Source organism: Nocardiopsis ganjiahuensis DSM 45031 (assembly GCF_000341085.1).
GTDB classification, from domain to species: domain Bacteria; phylum Actinomycetota; class Actinomycetes; order Streptosporangiales; family Streptosporangiaceae; genus Nocardiopsis; species Nocardiopsis ganjiahuensis.
Genome location: NZ_ANBA01000008.1, coordinates 501194 through 518398, shown reverse-complemented (window position 1 = coordinate 518398; position 17205 = coordinate 501194). Strand labels below are relative to the sequence as shown.

15 protein-coding genes are annotated in these 17205 nt (G+C 72.4%); 9 read left to right on the top strand and 6 right to left on the bottom strand.

The window, feature by feature from the left end:
* Positions 1-69: 69 nt before the first annotated feature.
* The 5 genes from D458_RS0110935 (at position 70) to D458_RS0110915 (ending at position 4082) form a co-directional block, all read left to right on the top strand.
* Positions 70-948 (top strand): sensor histidine kinase, encoded by an 879-nt coding sequence (locus D458_RS0110935; protein ID WP_017586788.1) that lies wholly within the window; start codon positions 70-72, stop codon positions 946-948.
* Positions 945-1619, top strand: a complete 675-nt coding sequence (locus D458_RS0110930) for a response regulator (protein ID WP_017586787.1) — start codon at positions 945-947, stop codon at positions 1617-1619. The genes D458_RS0110935 and D458_RS0110930 overlap by 4 nt, the downstream gene beginning before the upstream one ends.
* Before the next feature lie 374 nt (positions 1620-1993).
* The gene (locus D458_RS0110925) at positions 1994-2464 is read left to right on the top strand and encodes a hypothetical protein (protein WP_239647931.1); all 471 of its coding nucleotides are present in this window, start codon (positions 1994-1996) and stop codon (positions 2462-2464) included.
* Between the two features lie 93 nt (positions 2465-2557).
* Positions 2558-3439 (top strand): VOC family protein, encoded by an 882-nt coding sequence (locus tag D458_RS0110920; RefSeq protein WP_040702308.1) that lies wholly within the window; start codon positions 2558-2560, stop codon positions 3437-3439.
* A 313-nt stretch (positions 3440-3752) separates the two neighbouring features.
* Positions 3753-4082 carry a hypothetical protein gene (locus D458_RS0110915; protein WP_017586784.1) on the top strand — a complete coding sequence of 110 codons (330 nt, stop codon included), beginning with the start codon at positions 3753-3755 and terminating at the stop codon, positions 4080-4082.
* A 67-nt stretch (positions 4083-4149) separates the two neighbouring features.
* On the opposite strand, the gene D458_RS0110910 is transcribed toward D458_RS0110915, so the two are convergent.
* On the bottom strand, positions 4150-4782 hold the full coding sequence (locus tag D458_RS0110910) for a GNAT family N-acetyltransferase (protein WP_017586783.1): 633 nt from the start codon (positions 4780-4782) through the stop codon (positions 4150-4152).
* Complete coding sequence (locus D458_RS0110905) at positions 4775-5401, bottom strand: TetR/AcrR family transcriptional regulator (RefSeq protein ID WP_026119187.1); 627 nt, start codon at positions 5399-5401, stop codon at positions 4775-4777. The genes D458_RS0110910 and D458_RS0110905 overlap by 8 nt, the downstream gene beginning before the upstream one ends.
* Before the next feature lie 832 nt (positions 5402-6233).
* Here D458_RS0110905 and D458_RS0110900 point away from each other — a divergent pair.
* Positions 6234-8021: a gamma-glutamyltransferase family protein gene (locus D458_RS0110900; protein WP_017586781.1), complete on the top strand. Its 1788-nt coding sequence runs from the start codon at positions 6234-6236 to the stop codon at positions 8019-8021.
* Positions 8022-8091: 70 nt separating this feature from the next.
* Here the strand turns inward: D458_RS0110900 and D458_RS0110895 are convergent, their stop codons facing one another.
* Positions 8092-9339: a metal-dependent hydrolase family protein gene (locus tag D458_RS0110895; RefSeq protein ID WP_017586780.1), complete on the bottom strand. Its 1248-nt coding sequence runs from the start codon at positions 9337-9339 to the stop codon at positions 8092-8094.
* A gap of 164 nt (positions 9340-9503) precedes the next feature.
* On the opposite strand from D458_RS0110895, the gene D458_RS0110890 reads away from it, so the two are divergent.
* The 3 genes from D458_RS0110890 (at position 9504) to D458_RS0110880 (ending at position 12632) form a co-directional block, all read left to right on the top strand.
* The gene (locus tag D458_RS0110890; RefSeq protein WP_017586779.1) at positions 9504-10337 is read left to right on the top strand and encodes a MurR/RpiR family transcriptional regulator; all 834 of its coding nucleotides are present in this window, start codon (positions 9504-9506) and stop codon (positions 10335-10337) included.
* 110 nt (positions 10338-10447) lie between these two features.
* On the top strand, positions 10448-11857 hold the full coding sequence (locus tag D458_RS0110885) for a sodium:solute symporter family protein (RefSeq protein ID WP_017586778.1): 1410 nt from the start codon (positions 10448-10450) through the stop codon (positions 11855-11857).
* A gap of 196 nt (positions 11858-12053) precedes the next feature.
* Positions 12054-12632, top strand: a complete 579-nt coding sequence (locus D458_RS0110880) for a dihydrofolate reductase family protein (protein ID WP_017586777.1) — start codon at positions 12054-12056, stop codon at positions 12630-12632.
* A gap of 110 nt (positions 12633-12742) precedes the next feature.
* Here the strand turns inward: D458_RS0110880 and D458_RS0110875 are convergent, their stop codons facing one another.
* The 3 genes from D458_RS0110875 to D458_RS0110865 form a co-directional block, all read right to left on the bottom strand.
* Positions 12743-14467, bottom strand: coding sequence for an amidase (locus D458_RS0110875; RefSeq protein WP_017586776.1), 1725 nt, complete (start codon positions 14465-14467; stop codon positions 12743-12745).
* A complete protein-coding gene (locus D458_RS0110870) occupies positions 14464-15540 on the bottom strand; it encodes an agmatine deiminase family protein (RefSeq protein WP_017586775.1) in 1077 nt (358 codons plus the stop codon). The genes D458_RS0110875 and D458_RS0110870 overlap by 4 nt, the downstream gene beginning before the upstream one ends.
* 69 nt (positions 15541-15609) lie before the next feature.
* Positions 15610-17142, bottom strand: a complete 1533-nt coding sequence (locus D458_RS0110865; RefSeq protein WP_017586774.1) for an APC family permease — start codon at positions 17140-17142, stop codon at positions 15610-15612.
* Positions 17143-17205 lie beyond the last annotated feature (63 nt).

Here is a 17205-nt window from a genome sequence, read left to right as displayed (position 1 = left end):
GCCCCGGACCGGGGTCCCTCAGACCCTGGTCCGATGCCCGCCGGCCGGCACGCTCCTAGAATCGGGACGGTGGAGACCCTTCGACCGTCCCGAACCCCGCCGCCCCGGACCCCGCGCCTGTGGCTGATCCCCGTGCTGGCCCTGGGCGCCGTGCTCCTGGTGGCGGTCACCACGGGCAGCGACGGGAGCAGCACCGCCGTCCTCGCCGGCATGGCGCTGCTCGCCTCGGCCGGGACCGGGGCGACGGTGTGGACGACGCTGCGCGCCCGGCGCCAACGCGAGGAGTACGAGCGGCGCCTCGCCGCCTGGGCGGGGGAGCGGGCGGTACAGGCGGAGCGGATCCGGATCGCCCGGGACCTGCACGACCTCGTCTCCCACGGGCTCGGGACCGTGACCGTGCGCGCCGCCGCGGCAGCGCGGGTGACCGGCCCGGCGGGCGCGGAGGAGCGGGTCAGCGCGCTGGCCGACATCGAGGAGGTCAGCCGCCGCACCACCACCGAACTGCGGCGCATGCTCACCGTGCTGCGCTCCACGGATTCCGGGACAGCCCCGGTCCGGCCCGCCGAGACCCTGGAATCCCTGCCGGGGATCGCCCAGAACGCGCGGGACCGGGGACTGACCGTCACCCTCGACCTCCCCGGACTCGGTGCGGTGTCGCCCGGCGTGCAGCTCACACTCTGCGCCGTCGTCCGTGAGGCCCTCGACAACACGGCCCGACACGTGGGCCCCACCGCGGTTCGGGTGGAGGTGCGCCGTGAGGACGAGACCATCCGGGTCACCGCGGCCGACGACGGGCCGGCCGACGGCTGGGAACCCCGCCCGGGCGCCGGCTACGGGATCATCGGCCTGCGCGAACGCGTCCGCGCCCTCGGCGGCACCCTCGACACCGGCCCGGCGGGTCCCGGGTTCGCGCTCACCGCGCGCATCCCCGACCGGGAGACGGCGTGACCGACACCGGTACCGCGGGTGTGCGCGTGCTCGTCGTGGACGACCAGCCCCTGCTACGGCACAGCCTCGCCCTGCTCATCGGCGCCGCCCCGGGCATCATCGTGGTCGGCCAGGCGGGGACCGGCGGTGAGGCCGTCGAGCTCAGCCGCGACCTGGCCCCCGACGTCGTCCTCATGGACATCCGCATGCCCGGTGGCGACGGGATCGAGGCCACCCGGGCGATCACCGCAGACCCCGGCCAGGCGGACACCAGGGTGCTGGTGCTGAGCATGTTCGAGCTGGACGAGTACGTCCACGCCGCCCTGCGCGCCGGTGCCAGCGGGTTCCTGCTCAAGGACGCCCACCCCGACCAGCTGGTCGACGCCGTCCGCCGCACCCACGCCGGGGAGTCCCTGCTGGCCCCCAGCATCCTCACCCGCGTGGTGGAACACTTCCTCCACGGCCCCGGCACCACACCCGCGCGAGGGCTCGACGGCCTCACCGAACGCGAGACCGAGGTCCTGGCCCTGGTCGCCCGCGGGCTGTCCAACACCGAGATCGCCCAGGCGCTGACCATCTCGGTCAAGACCGTCAAGACCCACATCGGCAACCTGCTGGCCAAGCTCGCCGCCCGCGACCGCGCCCAGCTGGTCATCGCCGCCTACGACAGCGGCCTGGTCACCCCGCCCTGACCCGGAGCCCCCGGACAGGGGAACGGCGTCAGGTCGTGGCCCGCACAACGCCCAGGACCTCGCCGTGCATCCGTTGCGGCGGAGGCCGGATCCCGACCGCCGCTCGTTCGCTGCGGTCCGTGGCGGTCACCTTCAGCGGCTGAGGGTTCCTGCTTCGGCTCCCGGGACGCGGCCGTCCACGCGCCTCCGACCGAGTCCCTCCCCGTCAGTGGGCGCGGGCAGCGTACACCTCGATCCCCCGGGGGAGGGAGGGGGTTCCCGCCCTCGGGGGAGGCCGGGGCGGGCGGGAACGGCGATGCTGGGGAACCCGGGCGACGGGTGGGGAGTGAGCCCCGGTGGCCACCAGCAGGAACCAGGATTCGAGGAACCAGCACGTGAGTCAGCAGGATGCGAGCGGACAGGGTGCCGGCAATCAGATGCGCTGGCCCGCGTACACGATGGCGGTGCTGTTCCTCGGGTACGCACTGGGCAAGGCGGTCCGTGCTGCGCAGGGGCGGCTCGGATTCCCGGGCGGTCCGGAATCCTCCGTCGCCGAGCACGAGTGGTACGCGGCCAACGTGATGGACGTGGCCACCGCGCAGTGGTGGGCGGTGGCGACCGGACTCGCCGCCGCGGCGCTGGTCCTGGCGACGGTGACCCCCGTGGGCCGCCGGGTTCCGCGCTCGCTGATGCTGGTGCTGCTGGCCGTCGCCCTCGTGGGGCTCGGATCCGGGGCGGTGATGATCGCTGCCGGCGGGTTCTTCGGGATCGGAGCGGACTGGCAGTGGTACCACGGACTGGCGGGGATCGCCGTGATGGCGCTGCTGACCGCGACAGTCCGGTCCTACGCCAGAGCGACCGTGTGATCCGGATGATACTTCCGGGTGCCTCCTCCCGGGTTCGGGAGCCGACTTCGGGGAAGGGCTCCGGGAGATCGGACGTCGACGCGAGGGGGCGTGATGGCCAGGCTCGAAGAGGCCAGGTATCCGGCCGGGGTGCCCTGTTGGGTGGAGCTCACCGAACCCGAGGGTGTGCTCGCGCCCTCGTTCTTCGGGGAGGTGCTGGGGTGGCGGTTCGAGGACCGCGCCCCGGACGGAGCCCCGGGGCCGTACTCCGTGGCGAGCCTGCCGGACCAGGACGGGGACGTCGCCGGGTTCGGCTCGTTGCTCGCCGAGACCGTGGACTCCCCGGTGTGGACCACCTATGTCCGGGTGGACAGCGCCGACGAGACGGCCGAGCTGGTGGTTTCGGCCGGCGGCACCGTGCTCCAGGGGCCGAAGGAGGTCGAGGGCATCGCGAAGGTGGCGGTCTGCACCGACTCGGCGGGGGCCCGGTTCGGACTGTGGGAGCCGAAGGGGATGGGCGGGGCCCATCTGGTGAACGCTCCGGGGACCTGGAACTTCAGCAACCTGGTGACCTCCGACCCCGAGACCGCGGCCGAGTTCTACGGCACGGTCTTCGGCTGGCGGACCCGGAGCGTGCAGTTCGGGGGAGACTCCGAGGACGCCACCATGCTGCAACTGCCGGGATACGGCGACTTCCTGGAGGAACGGGCGCCGGGTACCCGCGACCGGCACGCCGAGTCCGGGGCGCCCCCGGGCTTCACGGACGCCATCGGCTGGCTGTCCGTGGTCCCCTACGAGGCTTTGGCGGACACCGTGCCGCAGTGGTCAGTGGAGTTCAGCGTCTCCGACGCGGAGTCGGTCCTCAGCCGTGCGGCACAGCTCGGCGGTACCGTGGTGACGCCCCTCGCCGACCTGGGCGGCATGCGCTACGGAGCCTTCCAGGACCCGAGGGGCGCGGCCGTGGCGGTCAACGAGTTCCACCACCCGCCCGCATGACCGCCGGACCCGCGCCTCGCACCGCCGGGTTCTTCGGGACGCGGACGAATCCTGACGGACGGGGACCTCGGCTCCTGGCTGAAGCTCTGCTTTCGGTTCGGGGCCCGGGGGCGCCCGCGTGAAGCAGCGGGTACGGGTGCACGAGGTCGGAGCGGGCGGTGACGAGCTCAGGGTGATCCGCCCGGTGTCCGCTCCGGGGGAGAGTTGTCCACAGCTGAGAATCGGCTCTTGCCGCTGGTGGAACCGCTGCGCAGACTTGGATGCGGGAGGGCTTCCCTCCCGTTCTCCCCTCCTTCGAGCAGTAGGGACCGCCATGCAGGAATCGATCTTCGACACGCACGCCTGCCTCGACACCCTCGTCATGTACACCACCAAGGTCGAGGAGTGCCGGGACTTCTACACCTCGCTCGGCCTGGCCTTCGGCGAGGAGCACTCCCCCTTCGCCGACGGGCCGCTGCGCTACTCCTGCCGGATGCCCCTGGGCCCCGTCCTCGAGATCCACCCGGCCACCGACCACCACCGGACCAGCGACCTCAGGCTGAGCCTGGCCCTGGACGTCACCGAGACCAACCCGCCGCTCTCCCGAGGGGAGCACCTGCTCACCGACCCCGACGGCCGCAAGGTCGACGTGACCGTGCTGTGAGCCCGGCCGGGTGAGCCCGGGCCTCTGCGGGTCCGGAGCCGTCCTCCCGCGGTCGTGAAGCGGCCCTTCAGCTCTGGGTGAGCTTCATCGACACGTACGCCTCGAAGCCGCTCCACCTGGAGTGGTTGGCCCTGCGTCGTTTGTACTCGTGGAACCCGACGCGCTCGTAGAGCCTGAGCGCGGGTTCGTTGGTGTCCTTGATGTCCTCCAGCGTGTATTCGTCGTACTCGGGGAGGGCGAGGAGGTGGTTGAGGACGGCCTTGGCGGCCCCCTGGCCGCGGAAGCGCCGTGCGCTGGCGACGAAGCCGATCTCGACCCGGCCCGGTTCGGGCTCGACGGAGTTGCCCTGGAAGTGTGTGCGGAACACCCGGTTCGCGATGGTGCCCTTGACCAGGCCCAGGTGCCTGCGCAGCGTGCGGGCGTCGTGGTCGACGGCCTCCTGGCCGCCCTCGGTGAGGCTGGCCAGCGCCGCGGGCCGACCGTCGATCAGTGCCACGTGGAAGCGCTCCAGCACGAGCATGTGGTCGATGGCCGCGGCGAGTTCGGCCGGGTCCTCGGCGAAGTACCGCAGGTCGTCGCCGAACCCCTCGACGAACACCTCCGCGATTCCTCTGCGATACCCCTCGCCCAGCTCGTCGCCGCGTTTGACCTCGATCATCGCCGTCTCCTCCATCACCGTCTCCTCGGATCCCTCAGACATCGTCGCCCTCCTTGAGCACAAGCCCCATCACGGTGGCCGTACTCGGCACCACACACCCCTCACCCAGAGCGGAGCGCATCGTCACCAGCCCGTCGAACATCGCGAAGAAACAGGACGCCAGCTCCTCGGCGGGCCCGGGGCGCAGGCTCCCCTGCGCCTGGCCGCGTTCGATCAGTTCCACCGCCGCCTCCAGCAACTCCGTGTTCCGGGCGACCAGGTCGCGGACGGCGGCCGGGGCCTCCTGCTCCGAGGAGACCCCCTGGGTGAACGCCTGGTGCATGAGCAGGAAGAACTCGACGAAGTCACCGGTGCCGGCCAGGTCCGCCAGGAACTCCTCGGTGAACGCCCGGAGCGATTCCACGGGCTCCCCGGGGCCGCGGAACAGCTCGACGACCGAACCCAGACCGGTGGCCGCCTCGGCGACCAGGTCCCCGAAGAGCTCCTCCTTGGTGGCGAAGTGGCGGTAGATGGAGCCGGTGCTGATTCCCGCCTCCATCGCGATCTGCCGCATGTTCACCGCCGCGTACCCCTGGCGTGCGAACAACCGCACCGCCGCCGACCGCACCCGCTCCCGCGTGGCCGAGCGCATCGCCTCGTGCTGCTCCGGACTCCGTGGCATCGAGCCGACAACCCCCGTCAAACCGCGATTTTTGAATGAACAGATGTTCATCCTATCCGGAACGCGGGTGATCGCAAGGCCTCCGGGCCGAACTGTCCGAACCGCCCGGGTCGCACCCCGTCTCTCCGAGCCGCACCCCTACCGCGCCGATGACACCGGCCACCACCGGTGGTCCAGCCACGGTCCGGGGAGGCATGTGACCACGACGATCCGACGCGCGCTGGTCCCCGCCGCGGCCAGGGGCCCCGACTCCTGCCGCTGGCCGAGACCGCCCCCGGTACGGCACCGGGAACGCGGCTGCCTGCCTGGTCGCCCAGTTCGCCCCCGGTCCTGGCTCACCCCGAGCACGGTCCTCCCTGCGCCGTCTCACCGAGGATCGGGCCACCGGTCCTGACCACCCACTGAACCCCGGAGGCGTGCGACAGCGAACCCGGTTCCGTCCCCACCCGGCGGTTGTGTCCGGTGCCGTGCGGCCTGGGGCCCAAGGGGGCCTCGGCCCGGTGCTGCACGGCGGGGTTCTCCGGTCGTCGCACCCGGTCGGTCCCGGTCGGGCAGGTCGGCCTGCGGGAACCGGATCCCGGTGCCGGGCCCGCTCTGTGCGGCTCCGGGGCACCTCTGCGCTTTCCCCGGGCGCGCCCACGCAACCTCTGCTCACGGGAAGGGGCGTGGCCGTCCGCCTTCCCCGGGGGCGGGGCCTCATCAGGCACAAGAGGCCATATACAGTATTCAATGCTCATGGATCACTACCGGTAGAGCCTTATATGTCCGGTGATGTGATCACCCCTCCGGAGGCGGTCCCCCCGTCTCCCCACCGGAAGGAGCCCCCCGGAGCATGCGGGAGTTCACCACACGCCCCGAACTGCGCGGGACCTTCGGGATGGTCGCCTCCACCCACTGGATCGCCAGCGGTGTGGGCATGTCCGTCCTGGAGCAGGGCGGTAACGCCTTCGACGCCGCGGCCGCCGCGGGTTTCACGCTGCAGGTCGTCGAACCGCACCTCAACGGACCCGGCGGTGAGGTCCCGATCATCTTCAAGGCCCGCGGTGAACAGGCGACCGCCCTCTGCGGGCAGGGCCCCGCCCCGGCGGCCGCCGTCCCCGAGGCCTTCGCCGGCATGGACCGGATCCCCGGCAGCGGAGTCCTGCCCGCGATGGTCCCCGGCGCCGTCGACGCCTGGCTGCTGCTGGCCCGGGACCGGGGCCGCATGCCCCTGCGCGCACTGCTGGACCCGGCCATCGGCTACGCGCGCCGCGGCTTCCCCCTCATGCCGCAGATCACCGACAAGATCGCCTCCGTGCAGGAGGTGTTCACCGAACTCTGGCCGACCTCGGCCCAGCTGTGGCTGAACGGCGGCCGCGTCCCCGACGCCGACTCCTTCCACCGCAACCCGGCTCTGGCCGACACCTTCCAGCGCCTCCTGGAGGAGGCCGAGGCCGCCGGCAGCGGACGCGACGCCCAGTTCGACGCGGCCCGCAGGACCTGGCGGGAGGGCTTCGTCGCCGAGGCCGTCGTGGACTTCCTCGCCGAACCCGTCGCCTCGGGCGAGGGCGAGTACCACCGCGCGCTGCTCACCGGGGACGACCTGGCCGGATGGAGCGCCTTCTACGAGGACACCGTCAGCGTCGACCACGCGGGACTCACGGTGCACAAGACCGGTCCCTGGGGACAGGGGCCGGTGTTCCTGCAGCAGCTGCGGCTCGCGGACGCCCTCGGGCTCGGCGGCGCCCAGGGCTCCGACGTGCTCAGCGCCGAGTTCGTCCACCTGGTCACCGAGGCCGCCAAACTGGCCTTCGCCGACCGCGACGCGCACTACGCCGACCCGCGTTTCGCCGACGTCCCCCTGGAGACGCTGCTCAGCCCCGAGTACGCCGCGGAGCGGGCCGCACTCGTGGGTGAGCGAGCCTCGCTGGAGCTGCGCCCCGGCTCCCCGGACGGGCGCACCCCCTTCATCCCCGAACTGCGCCTGGCGGGCGAGACCACCGGCACCGACCGGGCCAGCGGCGAACCCACCGTCGACCGCACCGGAGGACAGCGCGGCGACACCTGCCACGTGGACGTGGTCGACTCCGAGGGCAACCTGGTCTCCGCGACCCCGAGCGGCGGCTGGCTGGCCAGCTCGCCGACCATTCCGGCGCTGGGCTTCGCACTGGGCACCCGCGGGCAGATGTTCTGGCTGGACGAGCGCTCACCCGGCGTGGTGGCCCCCGGCAAACGACCGCGCACCACGCTCACCCCGACCCTGGTCACCCGCGGCGACGAAGGGGTGATGGCCCTGGGCACCCCCGGCGGCGACCAGCAGGACCAGTGGTCCTACACCTTCCTCCTGCGCCTGCTGTACGGCGGGATGAACCTCCAGGAGGCCGTCGACGCCCCGATGTTCCACAACAACTCGTTCCCGGGGTCCTTCTACCCCCGCGAGTTCGCCCCCGGCGAGCTGGTCGTCGAGGACCGCTTCGGCCCGGAGGTCGTCGCCGACCTCCGGCGCCGGGGCCACCGGGTCACCGCCGGAGGCCCGTGGACACTGGGGCGCCTCTCCGCGGTCTCCCGCGACCCCGAGAGCGGTGTGCTGCGCGCCGGCGCCAACCCCCGCGGCATGCAGGGCTACGCGGTGGGCCGCTGACACCGCAGCCCTCGGACCCCGCCCCGCCCCGCCGCCGGGTGCGGCGGGGCGGTTCCGCGGGGCTGAGGTACTACGACCGGGTGCGCCGCACGACACCGCCGCGCAGGACCGTGCGCACGCCCCGCTCGGGCTCGGCCAGCAGGGACAGGTCCGCGAGCGGGTCCCCGTCGACCACGATCAGGTCGGCCCTGGCCCCCGTGCGCAGCGTGCCCACCTCGCCCTCCAGTCCGAGCAGCGCCGCCGCCTCGCTGGTGGCCGAGCGCACCACGTCCGCCGCGGGCTGGACCTCGCCGCGGATGGCGAACTCGGCGCTCTGGTGGCTCTGCATACCGCCGAGCAGATCCGTGCCGAAGACCAGGCGAACGCCCCCCTCGTGCGCCATCCGCAGAGCCTCCAGGCCCCGGTGCAGGACCGTGTCCACCTTGGCCTGGCTCGCGGCGGGCAGCCCGTTGGCGGCGCCCTGCCGTGAGAGCTCGCGGTAGGTGACCAGCGTCGGGACCAGGAAGGCCCCGTGCTCCACGAACAGCTCCACGCTGCTCCGGTCGATGAGGTTGCCGTGCTCGATGCAGCGCACGCCCAGGCGCAGCCCGCGGTTGACGGCCCGCGCGGTGTAGGCGTGCCCGGTGACGTACCGGTTGGCCGCCTCGGCCTCCTCCACGACCGCGCGCAGCTCGTCCTCCGAGGACTGGGTCGAGTCGATCCGGTCGGTGGGGGAGGCCACCCCGCCCGAGAGCATCACCTTGACGTGGTGCGCCCCGGTGCGCAGCTGCTCGCGGGCGGCCCGGCGGAACTCGACAGGGCCGTCGCAGACCAGTCCGGCGCCGGGACAGCACCCGTGCTGGTCCGTGCCGTGCCGGCCGCGCGGCCGGAAGTCCGCGTGCCCGCCGGTCTGGGAGAGGGCCTTTCCGCCGAAGACCAGCCGGGGCCCGTCCACGAGCCCGTCGTCGACGGCCTCGGCCAGCCCCCAGTCGGCGCCGCCGACGTCGCGCACCGTGGTGAAGCCGCGGTCGAGCATGGCGGACAGGGAGGTGGCGGCCCAGGCGGCGACGTAGGAGGGGGAGTGGTCGGCGACGGCGCCGAGGTCGGCGCTCAGGGCGGTGACGTGCACGTGGGCGTCGATGAGTCCGGGCATGAGGGTGGCCCCGCCGAGGTCGACCGTCTCGGACCGGTCGGTCACGGAGGCCGGTACCTCACCGGTCCCGCGTGCCGTGATGACACCGTCCTCGACCAGCAGCCAGGACCCCGGGGTACGGGTTCCGGTCTCGGGGTCGAGCAGGGCGGTGTTCGTGTGGACGGTGGGCCGGGGACTTCCGGACACAGGGATCCTCCAGGGGTCGGGTGCACGGTCTGTTGCGGAATGACTCACAACGACAGAATGCAATATACGTTGCAAGTGGCCCCCGTTGTCGAGCGGGAGTGGTATCGCTGTGGTTGGCGCGACCCGGGTGTTCCGGACCGCCCGAACGGAGGACGGGAAGACCGATGGCGGACTGGATCGAGGAGACGCTGGCGCGAGGGCGCCTGGGCAGGGCCACCGAGAGGGTGCTGCACGTGCTGCGGGACGAGCCCCGGTTCGCCTCCTACGCGACCGCGGCCGAGGTCGCCGAACACGCCGAGGTCAACGTCGCCACCGTGGTGCGCGCGGCCCAGCAGCTGGGGTTCACCGGCTGGCCGGCGCTGCGCGTGGAGCTGAGATCGCGCTATCTGGCCTCGCTCAGCGCGGGCGAGGTGCTGGCCGAGCACTCCGGATCCGACGTCGATCCGGTGCGCGCCGCCGTGCGCTCGGACCGGGAGAACCTGAGGCTGCTGGAGCGGACGCTCGAACCCGAGCGGGTGCGCTCGGTCGCCGCCGCCATCCACGGGGCGCGCCGCACCCTGGTCCTGGGGTCGGGCACCTTCGCCGCGCCCGGGGTCCAGCTCTCCCACGCCGCCGGGATCATGGGCTACGACGTGCGGCTCCACGAGTCCGGAGGCACCGCCCTGGCCAACGCGCTGGCCAGGACGGGCGAGGGCGACCTGCTGGTGGTGTGCGACCTGTGGATGCTTCCGGTGGCGCTGCGCCGCGCGGTGGAGATCGCCGCGGAGGAGTCCGTGGAGATCGCCCTGATCACCGACCGGCGGGACTCCCCCCTGGTGCCCATGGCGGCCCACGTCGTGGCCGTTCCCAGCGAGGGCGTGGGCATGTTCCCGTCGCTGACCGCGGCGATGGCGGTCGTGCACGCGGTCCTCGCGGAACTGGCCCGTGTCGGGGGCGAGGAGGCGTTGGACTCGGTCCGGCGCGCGGAGGAGCTCTGGCGGCGCGCCGAGCTCTTCTGAGTGATCTGGGTCACATTGAATGCAACAAGCATTGCAAATCTGATCGTGTTGCTGGTTACATCGGGCGTCACCCGCTGTTCACCCCTTCGTGTCCCTTCCTGAGGCAGCCCATGCAAACGACCCACCTCGTCCTCATCACCGCCTATCTCCTGGTGATGGTCGGGATCGGCCTGTACTTCTCCCGCTCCTCCAAGGTCCGCACAGGAGAGGACTTCCTCTTCGCCGGACGGAGCCTGCCCACCCCCGTCATGATCGCGACCCTCGTCGTCACCTGGGTCGGTTCGGGCACGATCATCGGCGGCGCGAACTTCGCCTACCACTACGGGCCCTTCGCGGGCCTGGTCTTCTTCGCCGGAACGCCCGTGGGCATCCTGGTCCTGCTGCTGGCCGCGCGCCGCATCCGCAGGGCGGCCCGGCACACCGTGCCCGAACTGCTCGAGGCCCGCTTCGGCACCGGGGTGCGCACGGTCGCGGCCGTGGTCACCACCCTCGCCTACGTCGGTCTGGTCGCCTCGCAGTTCGTCGGCGGCGGCTACGTCCTCGCCCTCATCACCCCGCTCACCCCGACCCAGGGCGCCCTGGTGGTGGCCGCGGTCGTCACGGTCCTGACCGTCACCGGCGGCCTGTTCTCCGTCGCCTACACCGACTTCGTCTCGGCCGTCATCGTCTTCGGCGCGCTGATCATTGCCGTGCCGCTGATCCTGGTGGCCGTCGGAGGCCTGCCGGTCTACTGGGAAGGGCTGCCCGAGGTCGCCCGCACCCCCACCGGCGGACTCAGCCCGCTCCAGCTGCTCGGCTACTTCCTGCCGCTGTTCCTGCTCCTGCTGGCCGACCAGAACCTCTACCAGCGCCTGGCCGCAGCCAAGGACGAGCGCGCCGCCCGCAGCTCCACGCTGGGCATGCTCGTCGCCAGCTTCTTCGTGTTCGTCCCCGTGATCGTGCTGGCCACCTCGGCGTCCGTGCTCATGCCCGGCATCAACGGCGACGAGTCCGTCCTGCGCCTGGCCTCCGACGGCCACCTGCCCACGGTCATCGGCGGCCTGCTGCTGGCCGGGGCGGTCGCCTTCGTCATCACCACCGGCTCGTCCTTCATGCTCTCGGCCGCCTCCAACATCGCCTTCGACCTGTTCGCCAGGTTCGGCAAGGCCAGGGCGGGGGAGCGGGGCACCCTGGTGGTGCAGCGCCTGTCCGTCGTGGCCATCGCCCTCGTCGCGATCGCCCTGGGGCTGTACTTCCCGACCGTCCTCGACCTCCAGATGTACTCGTACACGATCTACGGCGCCGCCATCACCCCCGCCGTGCTGGCGGTCCTGTTCTGGAAGCGCGCCACCACGGCCGGGGCCGTCGCGGCCCTGGTCACCGGTACCGCGGTCACCATCGGCTGGGAGGTGGCCGGAGCGCCCGGCGGCTTCAACGGCGTGATCATGGCGCTGCCCGCGGCCGTGCTCGCGCTGGTCGTCGCCAGCCTGCTCACCAAGGCCCCGGACGCCCGCACCCTGGAGGCCGCGGGCGTGGACTGACCCGAGGCGCAGCGTCTCGGGGCACCGGCACCACACGTGCGGTCGCCGGTCCAGGCGCCGGCGTTCCCACCCCCGGGCCGTCTCGGCCCGGGGGCGGTGTTCGCAGGGCACGCCCCGCCGCCCGGCGGCGATGAGTTTCGCGGCGGTCCCGGGTCTGTGTCTTCACAGGGCATCGAGCCGACTCGAGGAGAGCACCATGACCGCCACGTACACCTACGACGTCTTCTCCAGCCTCGACGGTTACGGCACCAACAGCGGCAGCTGGGGCGGGTACTGGGGCAAGCAGGGGCCGCAGCTGCTCGACCACCGCCTCGCCGTGTACGGCGAGGAACAGCGGATGGTCTTCGGAGCCGACACGTACCGGGCGTTCGCGCGGATGCTGGCGTCGAGCACCGAGGGATCCGACGTGCGCGACCCGTGGGTCACCCGGATGCGGAGCCTGTCGGCGACCGTGGTGTCGACCACGCTGGAAGGGCCCCTGGACTGGCCGGACGCGACCCTCGAGAGCGGTGACGCCGTCGACGTCGTCGCCCGGCTCAAGGAGGAGTCCCGGGTGCCGCTGCGCTCGCACGGCAGTCTGTCGATGAACCGGGCCCTGATGGCCGCCGGCCTGGTCGACCGCGTCCAGGTGACGCTCTTCCCTGTCATCACAGGCCAGACCGGTCAGGACCCCGTCTTCCGGGGCGCGGCCGACTTCGACCTCGAGCTGCTCGAGAGCCGCACGCTCGACGGCGACATCCAGGAACTCACCTACCGGCCCACCCCGCACGTCTGAGGCCCCGGCCCCGCCTCCGGGCGCGACGAAGCCGCGCCGGGGGCTGGGCCCTCGGCGCGGCCGGTCCTCGTACCTGCGGCTTTCCGCCTGCTCCGGTTTCCCCGGTGCCCTCAGGCCAGGCGCGGGGTCCGGGGCGGTTCCTGGCGGCGGTCGCCGGTCGCCTCGAAGGCCGCGGCGATCCTCAGCAGGCGGGCGTCGTCGTAGGCGCGCCCGGCGAAGGTCAGGCCCACCGGCATGCCGGTGTCGGACATCGTGCCCATCGGCACCGTCACCGTGGGGATGCCCAGGTGGCGCCAGACCAGGTTGCCGTTGGCCACCCACACCCCGTTGCGCCAGGCGATGTCGGCGGACTCGGGGTTCACGTCGGCGTCGGCCGGGGCGACGTCGGCCACCGCGGGGAAGGCGATCGCGTCCAGACCTTGCTCGTCCAGCCAGTCCTCGAAGTCGGTCCGCCGGGTGCGCTCCAGGCCGCGGAGGCCCTCCTCCAGGTGCGGGATGTCGGTGAGGGACGAGATCCGCGTGCGGCGCACGAACTCCGGGTAGGCGGCGATGTCGTCGTCGAACCCGACGTAGCGGTCCGGCAGGGCCCGGGGATCGTGCGGGAAGATGCGGGCGCCGTCGACCTGCCCGAGGTCGTTCAGCCGGGGGTCGCCGTTGGCCCGCAGGAAGTCCTGCCAGGCCCAGGCGGACAGGTCCAGCAGTTCGCGGTCGAGGTACTCCTGGCTGACCAGTCCGCGGCTCTTGACGGTGGGGGCGCCGGGACGGTCGCCCTCGTAGTTGGTCACCACGGGCAGGTCGGTGTCCCGAACGCGGACGCCCGCGGCCTCCAGGTCGGCCCGGGCCGCGTCCCACAGCCGGAGCACGCTGGGCCGTGTGACCACCGGTTGCCCGGTGGGGCCGCCGATGCCGGGATTCCGGGAGGTCCCCGCCTCGGGGTCCTGCCCGGTGTAGAGGCGCGGGGCGCCGATCCTGAGCCCGTCCAGCGCCCGCCCTCCGGCGTCCGCGTCGGCCGCGCCCAGGTCGGTGAAGGACTCGGGGCGCACCTCGGAGGCGGCCGGGACCTCGATCCAGGGCTGGCAGCGCCAGAAGTCCCCGCGGGGTTCGGGGTCGTCGACGGCGATGACCTCCAGCAGCTCCAGCATGTCGGCCATGGTGCGGGTGTGCGGCACCACCACGTCCATGGTGGGCACCAGCGGCCAGTTGCCCCGGATGGAGATCGCACCCCAGGAGGGGGTGTAGGCGCACAGCGCGTTGTTGGAGGCGGGCGCGCGCCCGGAGGACCAGGTCTCCTCGGCCAGCCCGAAGGCGGCGAAGCTGGCGGCGGTGGCCGTCCCCGAGCCGTTGGAGGAGCCCGAGGCGAAGGCGGAGGTCAGGTAGTCCCCGTTGTAGGGGCTCTCGGCGCGCCCGTACACGCCGCGCTGCATGCCGCCGTTGGCCATGGGCGGCATGTTGGTCAGCCCGAGCAGCACCGCCCCGTTCTCCCGCAGCCGCTGCACCGTGAACGAGTCGCGCTGGGCGACCAGGTCCTCGAAGGCGGGCGAACCGGCGGCGACGGTCAGCCCGCGGGCCTGGTAGCTGTTCTTGGCTGTGTAGGGGATCCCGTCGAGCGGGCCCAGCAGCCGGCCGCGCGCCCGGCGCTCGTCGGAGGCACGGGCCTCCGCGAGGGCGTCGGGGTTGGCGACCACCAGGGCGTTCAGGGTGATCCCGGTGCGGTCGTAGGCCTCGATGCGTGCCGTGTAGCTGCGCACCAGGGCCTCGCTGGTCACACGCCCCTGCTCCAGGTCGGCGCGCAGCTGGGCGATCGGGGTCTCGACGACGTCGTAGGACTCGGTCACAGCGCTCCTCCTCGGACCCGCGGGGCGGGCTGTTGCTGGGTGATGCAGTGGATGCCGCCGCCGAACCGGAAGATGTCGCGGGCGTCGACCAGCTCGATCCGGCGGCCCGGGTAGGCCTCGGCCAGGATGCGCGCGGCGACCTCGTCCCGCGGGTCGTCGAAGGCGCACAGCACCACGACCCCGTTGGCGACGTAGTGGTTGATGTAGGACCAGTCGACGAACTCGCCGTCCTCGTCGGTGATCCCCTCGGGGGCCGGGACGTCGACGATGCGCAGCGGTGCGCCGTTCGCGTCCGTGGCGCCCTCCAGGACCCGGCGCAGGTCCCGGGTGATCTCGTGGTCCGGGTGACGGGGGTCGTCCTGGCGGTGCAGCAGCACGGTGCCCGCCTCGGTGAAGCTCGCCACGATGTCCACGTGCCCGCGGGTGCCGAACTCGTCGTAGTCGCGCCAGAGCCCCCGGGGCAGCCAGACGGCGTGGCGCGTGCCCAGCCTCGCGTGGATCTGCGCCTCGACGTCCTCCCTGCCCAGCTCCGGGTTGCGCCCCGGGTCCAGCTGGACGGTCTCGGTCAGCAGGACCGTGCCCGAGGCGTCGACGTGGAAGCCGCCGCCCTCGTTGACCAGGCTGCTCGGGATCCGGGTGACCCCGGCGAGCTCGGCCATCCGCTCGCCCACGAGCCGGTCGGAGTCCCAGGCGGCCCACTCCTGTGCGCCCCAGCCGTTGAAGACCCAGTCCACGCCCTGGACCCGGCCCTGGGGATCGTGGACGAAGGTCAGCCCGAAGTCGCGCATCCAGGCGTCGTCCAGGGGCACCACCGCGGTCTCCACCTGGGAGCCGAGCAGTGCCGAGGCCGCCTCGGCGTCCTCGGGCGCGACCGCGACGGTCACGGGTTCGTGGCGCGCGATCGTGTGCGCCACCGCCGTCCAGGCAGCGCGGGCACGGCCCAGGGACTCGCTTCCGGGCGGGCCGAAGGTGTCGTTGGCCGGGGGGAAGGCCATCCAGGTGCGTTCGTGCGGCGCCCACTCCGGCGGCATCACCGTGGTGGACAGCCCGTCGGCGGAACTGTGAGCGAACAATGTCAGTCCTTGTCGTGGAACGGGGGCGCTGGGGCCGGGGGCCCGGGCCGGAGCCCGGGCCGCGGCACGTCAGCTCTCCGTGGGGTACTCCGTGGTCTCGAACCGGCGCCGGAAGAACTCGGGGCCGCGCAGGTACTGCACGACCATGGCCGCGCCCCCGATGGCGAAGATGGCGACGCCCAGGAGGAAGACCAGACCGACCCCGCCGATCTGTGAACCGGAGCCGTAGGCCGGGTCCATGGAGTCCCAGGCGGTCTGGAAGAAGAAGACGAGCAGCAGGAGTCCACCGACCAAGGGTGCCACCAGTTTGGTGAACAGGCCGCGCGGGGACGTGGTGGCCTCGCGGCGGAAGTACCAGACACACGCGAGGGCGGTCACGCCGTAGTAGAAGCAGACCATCATGCCCAGCGTGGTGATGGTGTCCCACAGGACGTTCTCGGAGACCACCCGCATGACCGCGTAGAAGACCGAGGCGATGACCACCGCCACGACGGTGGCGTAACCGGGGGTCTTGTGCACCGGGCTGATCCGGGCGTACTTCGGGGAGAGCGCGCCGTAGTGGCCCATCGCGAGCATCGTGCGGGCGGGCGAGATCATCGTGGACTGCAGCGAGGAGGCCGAGGAGGACAGCACGGCCAGGGACATCAGGACCGCGAAGGGACCCATGACCGGCCCGGCGAGCGCCGCGAAGATGTTCTCCTGGATGGCGGTGTTGCCCAGTCCGAACTCACCGTCGGAGGCGCCGGCGAAGGAGAGCGTGGCCACCGACACGGCGAGGTAGAGCGCGACGACCACCAGGATGGTGGCGATGGCGGCCTTGCCGGGGGTGGTCGTGGTGCCGCGGCTCTCCTCGTTCATCGTCACGACCACGTCCCAGCCCCAGTAGATGAAGACCGACAGGGCCACACCGGCGGCGAAGGCGGAGAAGGACTCGACGCCGAACGGGTTGAACCACTCCAGCCGCACGGGGGTGGCGTCGAAGGCCGAACCGGAGCTGACGTGGACGAACGCGGCGATCGAGAACCACGCCAGGACCACGATCTGGAAGGTGACCAGGATGTACTGGAAGGTCTTGGTGGCCTCCAGGCCCCGGTAGGAGATCCAGGCCGCGGCGGCCATGAAGGCCAGGCAGGTCAGGATGTTGAGCGGGACGTTGCGGGTCAGGGCGGCGATCTGCTCCTGCCCGGTGAGCTGCGCGATCGCCAGGTAGAAGAAGTCGACGGCGATCCCCGCGAGGTTGGACAGCACCAGGATGGTCGCGGCCAGCAGGCACCAGCTGGCCATCCAGCCGATCCAGGGGCCGAACGCGCGGGAGGCCCAGGTGAAGGTGGTCCCGGAGTCGGGCATCGCCTTGTTGAGCTGGCGGTAGCCGATCGCCACCAGCAGCATCGGGACGAAGCCGACCAGCAGGATCGCGGGCAGGTGCTCGCCGACCGCGGAGGCCGTCGGGCCCAGGGCACCCGAGAGGGTGTAGGCCGGGGCGATGGTGGAGACGCCGATGACCAGGCCTCCCAGGAGCCCGATGGCTCCCTTGCTGAGGCCCTTCCAGTTGTCGGGGGTGTCGGTGCCGGCCGCTGGTGGCCGTCCGGTGGTGTGGGTCATGGGTAGTCCCTGTGGTCGCCGGGGGTGGGTGTCGGCGCCGGGGGACCGGCGCCGCGGGAACCG